The following is a 7,279-nucleotide window of genomic DNA, read 5'->3' on the forward strand; positions in this document are numbered from 1 at the left end:
GTACCTAGCTTGAAAATGTCATCCAGTTGGATATCATTCAGGTCTTTGATGAATTGTTTTAACTCCTTTTTTCTTTCATCTGTTATACTGGAAGAATCAAGCTCGTTTTTGGCCTTTTGCAGTAGCACTTTTGCAGCCTTAATAGTAATTATGGCTGTACTATTGTAAAACTCTGCTTGAAGGTCAAGCGCTTTAGCTCCAGTATTCTCCATTTTGGAGAGCCCCGCCTTGCTGAGATTTTCTTGGAATTGGTTGAAGATTCCAGTTTGGGCCAAAAGGTTACTTTTAATTTTTTCGGCCTGTTCCAAAAATTGACGATCTGCGAAGTAAGCAATCTGTTTTGCTATGGCTTTTTGGTTCTTTATGGCATTGCCGTCAACTGCTTCAATCTGCTTTTTGATTTTAAGCTGTTTCTGCAGGTTTTCGTTAAGGGCTTCGGTATTAGAAATGTCAATATCTAACCTTTGCTGTTGGAGGTCTGCAAGCCTTTTATTGAGGGTGTTCAAGGTTTCTGCACCACCATTGGCATAACCTGAAAGTAATTGCTTCCTGTATGCTTCTAGCTCTTGGATTTGCTTGGTAAGCCTGCCATAAGTGATATCACTATCTATATTGTCAGACAGGTCCTTATAGGATTTAATAGTGAGGTCAACCGCTTTGTTGATCGCCTCCTCCATATCCATTCTTTTTGAGAGCTTCCCTATAAGCTCATCCACCTCCTTGTTAGTCTGTTGGAATCCTTCAGCACCGGTAATGAGGCGCATTTGGTTGCGGATATCGCTTGTACTACTTACCGCCAATGTCGCTAGTGAAATAAACTCATTCAGCCAGTCTAATGAATTCTTGAACACACCTGATTGCCTGTCTCCAATGGTTTTTCCTAGGATGGTGATGTTATCGTTCAGGTTAGACATTTTTCCGTCTAAGGTCTCAGAAATAGCAGCCATAGCACCGCTTACTCCCTCGGCATCCCCTAGGCTAAGAATGTACCGTCTTATGGATCCTTCCGTGAATTCCACTTGTTTTTGGACACCCTTAAAGGTAAAAGTCACATTATCCCCTTCTTTACTGGCTCTGATACCAAACTCCTTTAACCGCTCAAACTCTCCTACCTGGGCATCAATAATTGCTTCAGCCAGCTGGTCAAAATTCTTCCCAGTGCTACTGGCAAGATCTCCCAAACTCCTCAATTCATCAACTGTTGGCTTAAATCCTTGGTTGGCTAGTTTGACAAAAGAGTCTGTCAATTGATCAACCTGGAAGGGGGTTTGGCTAGCAAATTGTACTATTTGCGCCATAGCTGTCTGCGCATCGGACTTGCTGCCCAGTGTATTGGTGAGAACAGCCTCCATTTTCTCAAATTCCCCAACAATTCGGGCCAATTGTTTTTCAAACTGGATTAGCAACTGAACCGAAAAAGCACCCGCTAGAGCTCCCCCAAGTGTCCTGGCCATTGTCCCTACTTCCCCGAGTGAAGAAATGGTTTGCCGTGAATTCTTTTGGGTCTGCCGGTTGACTTCCTGCATTTTCTGGTGAAACTCCCTTTCGTTTTGCTCTTGCTTTCGTCGCAAGTCGTCCAAGATTTTTTCGGTTTTCTTGGCATCCTTTCTGAGCTGGCTGTTATCCATCCCAGCGGTAAAATTCAGCCCTCCTTCACTATAACTAACGGGCATGGCTCAAATTCTTTTCTAGTTTCTCAAATACACTTTTAATATTTTTTTCTGCTTTGATGCTCGATCCGGTAAGCACATCTTTACCACTTGCTTCGACATACACGGCGTAATCCATCCCTGCGACGACTACCAAGGTATAACCAATATTCAATTCCGCTCCTGCTACCTCACTGGCATATTTAATGGCTTTTTCAACTCCGGTTTCTTTGTCCGTTCCTTTTTTCCAGGATTTTTCAAAATCTTGGTGAATGGGCCTCCCATCCTTCAAAAGGACAAAGCCAATGGAGCTTCTTAGGTTACCGGTCCGGTCGGTAAAATCAGCATTAAGCCGGGCATCTCGAACGAATTCCAACCCTACATAAAGCAGTTCATTTTCAATAGACTTCTCTATTTTCCGGACGTGTTTTAAAAGATAATTTTCAACGTCTTTCCCTTTGAATTTGGGTGTGATTTTTAGCATAGTTTTTCCAATTCGTTTTACAATTAGCTTAAAAAGTAACTGATGCTAATTAGCTCAAATACACGGGGAAATAGAAGGGTTTATCGTGAAGTATCCCCACCATTCAGGAAACAGTGGGGATAAAAAAATACCCTGATTGGGGTATTTTATTGACGGAATTAAGCTGTTAGTTTTGAAAAAACTAAATAACACTATTATGAAACATTTTTTACTAAGCTTTTTACTTTGTTTTTCATTGTTTGAAGCTAAAGCACAAATTGAAGCAACAACTGTCAATGGAGAAAAGGTGATTTTAAATGATGATAAAACTTGGGCTTACGCTGAAAAAGAGGAAAACAACCAATTATCAACAGAAATGGATTTGTCGTGTTCATCATTGATTCTAATAGAAGAAGATAAAATGACCGGCGATAAAACCCCAATGTTAAAAGATGCTATAGTTTTAAGTAAAGATGGAGGGACAAATGGAATAGCTATTTACTTAATGAAAGCTAAAAATAGTATTATTTTTTCCTTGACCGCAATAGGTGCCGGAAATTGTATTGACAAGGGAGACAAGATAAATTTTCTTTTTAGGGATGGAACCAGAATGGAATCTGGTAACATGAGCAATTTCAATTGTGATAATAAATCCACTATGTATTTAGGAGGGATTTTCGGTGGTAAAAAAAATCTTATAATGCTATCAGAAAAGGAAATAGCAACCTTAAGAGTATGGACATCTGACGGGTATGTTGAAGAGGATCTAAGCAATGATGATAGTATGGTTTTAAAAGCTGCATTTAAATGCCTAACTGAAATCTAATCTTGATAAAAAGCCGGGAATTCCCGGCTTTTCTCGTTGCTTTAAGTTGTTGAAATCCCTATCTCTTGGATTATTTACGGCCTTCTTTTTGAGTTCTGATCTTGCGGTTGTGATCAGCAACTATCAGTTCTTTCATCCTGTCCAGCGCTTCCCTGCTTTTCCATGCCGGGATCTTCTTTGGCTTGACCGGATTTCCGATAGATACTACCTTACCCATGGGCCAATTCAGTTTGATTTTCCAATTCGCATTCCACAGCGGTTTTAAAAACTTTAACCCTCTCATTGAGCACGGCAAACCAATCAAAAAAGAACTGGTCATCACCAAAAGCAGTCTCATTCATTTTGATTTGATCCAGACCTTCTTGAATTTTAGTGAGGCCTGAGTTGATTTCGTTGATTTTATGTGTGGTAATCATAGCTATTTTGTTTTGATTAACTTTTAATGAATGTTCAATGGTTTAAAATTAACATATTATGTTAATGTGTCAAACCCCTATGTTAATTTATTTAATAATTATTTACATTTAATGTTAATAATGAGTATTTTTGGGGAAAATAATTAGACATGAACGATATATTACGTATTAAAGAATTGATTTTTGCGAAGGGAATAACGGGGGAGAAATTAGCCGAGATGATTAATGTCAGCCCGGTAACAATAAGCCGTATCATTAGCGGAAAGTCCGGTACCAACCTTGGTACTCTAATCGAAATTGCCAAAGCTCTTGATGTGGATGTAAGAGATCTTTTTGCCCCGAAAAAGGAAGAACCTATTTACATAAAGAAAGGCAGTGACTTTGTCCAGGTAGGATCAATAAAGAAGGGGGATTTTTAATTTTACTGTCCCCCAAACTGTCCCCTGATTTTAATAATCACCTTTTTTACCTAACAAATATTGAAATTTGTAGCCTTAACTAGGCTAATGATTCAATTATTTCCCAATAGCTTATTCCTAATTTTAGCTTCATTCTGGATTTTTTCAATTTCAGCCATTAGGATCTTAATCTGATCAATCTCCTCCTCGCTCAGTTGGCTCACATTGTACTTGGAGTTATTGAGGATGTTAATGGAGGCGGTATTGATTTGGGAGATATCTTTAGTAAATTCATTTAATTGTTTCAGGTGGTAGGCATGTAGGTTCCCTACTGTAACCATGCAGGTATAAACCAAGTTTTTAAAAAGGGTGTCGGTATCTGGCATTTGCTCTAGAGTAGCCAAGCTTTTCCGCAGTACGTTTAGCTCACGCATGAGGGTTCTTTGGTTTTCTATCGATTTCATAGATTTTTAAATTTCAAATATCCCATTCGGGGTTATCATTGATAAACTCTTTTAATTTCTCTTCTTCTTTGTCGTATTCCTCCATTCGTGCCTCCATCTCCATCGAAGCCCTCAACTCTATTTCATTTATTTTCTTCTGAATTCTCAGATATTTTTTTGTTGGTTTTCCTCTGTAGTACTTTTTAAATCCTGGCTGGCGTATTTGATCTCTTAGTTTAACGATGTCCAACTCCCAGCCATAGGTAGCCCACATATCACGATATTTTTTGCTGTAGGTCTGCTTTTCATACATCCCATCAATGAGGCTAAGGTGTCCAAACCTATCACCAACGCTATAAAGCTTCCGGCATCGTTTCGCCGTGATAGGGCATTGGAAATACCAAACCTTACCCACGTTCAAATTAGATGGTATGGAGATTAATTTCAAGGCGTCCATGGTAGACCTTCCCCGATAGGAATACGTCAGCTCTACGTACGGGATTTCGCCCATAGAAAGAAAGATGTACACACTTCCGGCCCCATTTTCTAATTGGTAATGGCCTTCTGACCTCGTGTTAAGCTCAAAACTGCCCCATTTTTTCAGCCCCGAAATGCTGATATAAGGCGTAAAATCGATAATAGGGGGGAATGTAGCTATCTTTACCATTTTAGTTTAACCTAAATAATTAGGGAAGGTGTTCACAAATGAAAGAGAGGTAAGGGGCAAAAAAGCCCCATCCAATTTTAGTGACTTCTATTCCCGTTCAAGATTTCGTTTCTTTTCGCATTGGTCATGTGGGGTAAAAATCTTGTAGGATCCGGTTTCGCTATTCGTCCGTTCAACATCCCCTGGATACCCATAATAACCTGCAGATTTTCGGGCATGACCACATCATTCTTGCGCACACATTCCATAAAGTCGTTAAACGCTTCTGTCAGGGCATTATGTCTTTTAAACAGCTCAATGTCTATTGGATCGTTAATTGACACCTCAAACAGACTAGAATTGGCCTCTACGTATTCACTAACCCCCTCCGATGTCATCGTCAAGTCCGCGGCTATCGGCATCTTGTCAACGTCCAAAATCTTATAGGGGAAACTGCCATCACTTGGAGCAAGCCTTTCTTTCCATTTTTGGAACCCTTCGATGACGGGCCTAAGAATATGGTTTATAGCCTTATACCCTTCTTCAAGAGCCTGCCTCTGGGTTAGCTTCGGAAAGGTTTTTATTTTTTCTTCAAGCTCTCGCTCTACCATGGCCGTTCCTTGCTCCATGACACCTTTAAGTTTTTCTTTGCTGAATGGAGCCAGCTCGGTCTCCTCTACGAATTTGGCGTAGGCTGCATTAATTGCCGGCAGCTGGTTAAGCCTAAACTGGTTCAGCTTGGCAATGGCGTTCCTTTTGTCGGCCTCATTTGTTTTGATGATGATTTTTTTCATTTTTTATTTCATTAGATTTTTTACAATTTCTCTTGTGGTTTGGTCTTTTCCGGAATTGTTTTCGGAGTTTGCTTTTTTTCTGGGTGGAAGCCCCATCATTGAGCTGACTATCTTGTCCACCTTCTCCTTTTCTGCCTCGGTTGAGACCTCTTTTTGAGATCTACCTGGATTGCCTCCAAAGCCTTTAAGCTTGTTGTTAGCTTGCATTTGATGGAGTTCTTTGACATCATTGCTAACGTCACCGAGATATCCGTTGAAATCATCGTCATCCTTGAAACTCATTCTTTCAAGGTTTTTAATCCTGGCGTCTTGATAGGATTGTGGGGCCCCTTCTAGTTTTTCTTTGAGTGCTGATACTCTCTCTTCGTTTGTCATGATATTTAATTTTTGGCTTTAATCATTTTCACTTTCTGTAGTAGATGATGCTAGTAGTTCCTTTGTTCGCTTGATTACGGGAGTGTAATTAGTTTGGCTTACTCCTTGATTAAGTGAGTAGGACAATCTTTGGGGGTTGTCATTATTCCCCTTCAAAGAGTCTTTGAATTTGGTTTCCCAATTTTGTTCATTCCAGGCACCGTCTTCATATTTTTTCTCCGGGCTACCTATGAAGGTCTTCCAAGAGTGCTTATAGGTAGGGTTTTGTTCTTTCACTTTTTTATAGAACTGGTATTGGGTATGTAGGTAGTTAAGCTTTCCATTTCTACTTATCGCCCTTACAAATCTTCCTATGGCCATGTAATGACTAAATTGATTTATTTCGGAAATGCCGAAATAATCCGCTATAACCTGAGTAGCCTTTACTTCTCTTTCGGTTTCCTGCTCAGGATCTGGAAATGTTACTGGCTCTTCTTGGGGTGTAGTACCATTAGCATTTGCTTCTACTATTCCATCTTCATCATTCTCTTTATTCAATGAATCAATAAAATCCTCAAAACTATCTAGGTTATTAGTTATCTGTTGTATGTTATTGGTTAATAGTTTATTTACTCTTACCCGTAGAGGTGTAGGTAGAGGTATAGGTAGAGGTACCAGTAGAGGTACCACTACAGGTACACTAGAGGTACGATTTAGCACCTCTAGTTTTATCAGTGGCGATCGGTGTTCATTGACCCCTTTTTTGTACTGGATTAGCCCCCATTCTACCAAATCTTCGATCTTTTGATAGAAGGTTTTTTTGTTGCCGATGCAGGCTCCTTGCATTGCCACCTGATAGGGGCATGAAAACCATTCTACCCACATGTGTATATTATTTTGAGCCAGATAAAAAAGATATAGACTAACATGATGGGAAGTAATGCCCTTGTCCCGGTTATCATAGATAAAATCAAAGAAACCATTTATCTGTTCGAATCCGTTTATCCGGAATTGCTTCTTTTCATTCATCCCTCATCCTCCTTTCCATCTCCTCCACAAACCCCTCATAAGTCCGGGCCACTATGTATATTCCGCCGCTGGCCTCCACCTTATCTCGGTAGTTCTTTTGGGCCTCACTTAGTTTGTCTTTGCCTATCTTTACCTCTATTTTGAAGCTTTTCCCCTGCCAAATAGCGCTTATATCGGCCGTGCCATTGGTTCCCGTGCCAAGGAAGATTTACTTAATAAGCAAGTAAAGAGAACAGCGGTACACCACTGTGGTTGGAAGCA

The 7,279-nt window shown here is 40.0% G+C and carries 11 protein-coding genes; 2 read left to right on the forward strand and 9 right to left on the reverse strand.

What is annotated here, in order from left to right; all coding sequences use genetic code 11:
• A partial coding sequence (locus ACYVAA_RS21645) for a hypothetical protein (RefSeq protein WP_460545885.1) occupies nt 1–1,673 on the reverse strand: 1,673 nt, incomplete at its 3' end.
• Nucleotides 1,663–2,133, reverse strand: a complete 471-nt coding sequence (locus ACYVAA_RS21650; RefSeq protein WP_460545887.1) for a hypothetical protein — start codon at nt 2,131–2,133, stop codon at nt 1,663–1,665. The genes ACYVAA_RS21645 and ACYVAA_RS21650, both read right to left, overlap by 11 nt.
• A 196-nt stretch (nt 2,134–2,329) precedes the next feature.
• Between ACYVAA_RS21650 and ACYVAA_RS21655 the strand changes: the two genes are divergently transcribed.
• Nucleotides 2,330–2,938 carry a hypothetical protein gene (locus ACYVAA_RS21655; protein WP_460545889.1) on the forward strand — a complete coding sequence of 203 codons (609 nt, stop codon included), beginning with the start codon at nt 2,330–2,332 and terminating at the stop codon, nt 2,936–2,938.
• 70 nt (nt 2,939–3,008) lie between these two features.
• On the opposite strand, the gene ACYVAA_RS21660 is transcribed toward ACYVAA_RS21655, so the two are convergent.
• Together ACYVAA_RS21660 and ACYVAA_RS21665 are read right to left on the reverse strand one after the other, a co-directional pair.
• The gene (locus ACYVAA_RS21660) at nt 3,009–3,155 is read right to left on the reverse strand and encodes a hypothetical protein (protein WP_460545891.1); all 147 of its coding nucleotides are present in this window, start codon (nt 3,153–3,155) and stop codon (nt 3,009–3,011) included.
• Complete coding sequence (locus tag ACYVAA_RS21665; RefSeq protein ID WP_460545893.1) at nt 3,148–3,354, reverse strand: hypothetical protein; 207 nt, start codon at nt 3,352–3,354, stop codon at nt 3,148–3,150. The genes ACYVAA_RS21660 and ACYVAA_RS21665 overlap by 8 nt, the downstream gene beginning before the upstream one ends.
• 149 nt (nt 3,355–3,503) lie before the next feature.
• Between ACYVAA_RS21665 and ACYVAA_RS21670 the strand changes: the two genes are divergently transcribed.
• Nucleotides 3,504–3,773: a helix-turn-helix domain-containing protein gene (locus tag ACYVAA_RS21670; protein ID WP_460545895.1), complete on the forward strand. Its 270-nt coding sequence runs from the start codon at nt 3,504–3,506 to the stop codon at nt 3,771–3,773.
• Nucleotides 3,774–3,865: 92 nt separating this feature from the next.
• On the opposite strand, the gene ACYVAA_RS21675 is transcribed toward ACYVAA_RS21670, so the two are convergent.
• The 5 genes from ACYVAA_RS21675 to ACYVAA_RS21695 all read right to left on the reverse strand — a co-directional run bounded on the left by ACYVAA_RS21675 (nt 3,866) and on the right by ACYVAA_RS21695 (nt 7,018).
• A complete protein-coding gene (locus tag ACYVAA_RS21675) occupies nt 3,866–4,216 on the reverse strand; it encodes a hypothetical protein (RefSeq protein WP_460545897.1) in 351 nt (116 codons plus the stop codon).
• A gap of 13 nt (nt 4,217–4,229) precedes the next feature.
• Nucleotides 4,230–4,862, reverse strand: a complete 633-nt coding sequence (locus tag ACYVAA_RS21680; protein WP_460545899.1) for a hypothetical protein — start codon at nt 4,860–4,862, stop codon at nt 4,230–4,232.
• 77 nt (nt 4,863–4,939) lie between these two features.
• Nucleotides 4,940–5,635 carry a hypothetical protein gene (locus tag ACYVAA_RS21685; protein WP_460545901.1) on the reverse strand — a complete coding sequence of 232 codons (696 nt, stop codon included), beginning with the start codon at nt 5,633–5,635 and terminating at the stop codon, nt 4,940–4,942.
• A gap of 3 nt (nt 5,636–5,638) precedes the next feature.
• Entirely contained in the window at nt 5,639–6,010 is a 372-nt protein-coding gene (locus tag ACYVAA_RS21690; protein WP_460545903.1) for a hypothetical protein, read from the reverse strand.
• Between the two features lie 18 nt (nt 6,011–6,028).
• On the reverse strand, nt 6,029–7,018 hold the full coding sequence (locus ACYVAA_RS21695; RefSeq protein WP_460545906.1) for a hypothetical protein: 990 nt from the start codon (nt 7,016–7,018) through the stop codon (nt 6,029–6,031).
• Nucleotides 7,019–7,279: the final 261 nt, after the last annotated feature.

It is taken from the genome of Echinicola sediminis (genome assembly GCF_054777495.1).